This is a genomic window from Lewinella sp. (assembly GCF_050633125.1).
GTDB lineage: Bacteria > Bacteroidota > Bacteroidia > Chitinophagales > Saprospiraceae > Lewinella.
In genome coordinates, this window is the sequence record NZ_JBOEFX010000226.1 from 1 (window position 1) to 622 (window position 622).

Here is a 622-nt window from a genome sequence, read left to right on the forward strand (position 1 = left end):
CTGGATGGTAAAGAAATTTTGCTCTATTTTCTGAGCGCTGGCGATACTTGTTCCATGTCTTTCAGCTGCTGCATGATGAATAAAAAAAGCATGATCCGGACCGAGGCCGTGGAAGATACAACGATGATCGGTATCCCTATCAAGTATGTAGACCAGTGGATGAGCAAATACCAAAGCTGGAAAAATTTTGTCATGCTGAGCTATGATAACCGCCTCATAGAACTGGTAAAAGTGATCGACAGCATTGCTTTCAATAACATGGATCAGCGCCTGCAAGAATACCTGAATGCCCGTCAGGAAGCAACCGGTAACGCCCTGATTGAAGCCACCCACCAAGAGATTGCCAATGATCTCAACGCTTCCCGCGAAGCCATCTCCCGCCTGTTGAAGAAAATGGAAAACATGGGGAAAGTAGAACTGGGGCGCAATCAGGTAAGGTTGTTAGCAAGCAATTAGGCAGAACCCTCAATTATGGTCTTGTTTGGCCTTTCGGCAAAATACCGAAAGGGCAGCTTATTGTCCCAGTGATACACATCACTGATGTTTCCGCGAACTTTGCTCACCTTTGCACTTGTAAGTAACGGTCGAATGATTAATTTTCGACTTCCGCTTTTCAGTGAAG

At 45.5% G+C, this 622-nt stretch carries 1 protein-coding gene; it reads left to right on the top strand.

Translation table 11 applies throughout. The features are described 5' to 3' along the window. A partial coding sequence (locus ACRBG0_RS28440) for a Crp/Fnr family transcriptional regulator (protein ID WP_431490210.1) occupies window positions 1–456 on the top strand: 456 nt, incomplete at its 5' end. Window positions 457–622: the final 166 nt, after the last annotated feature.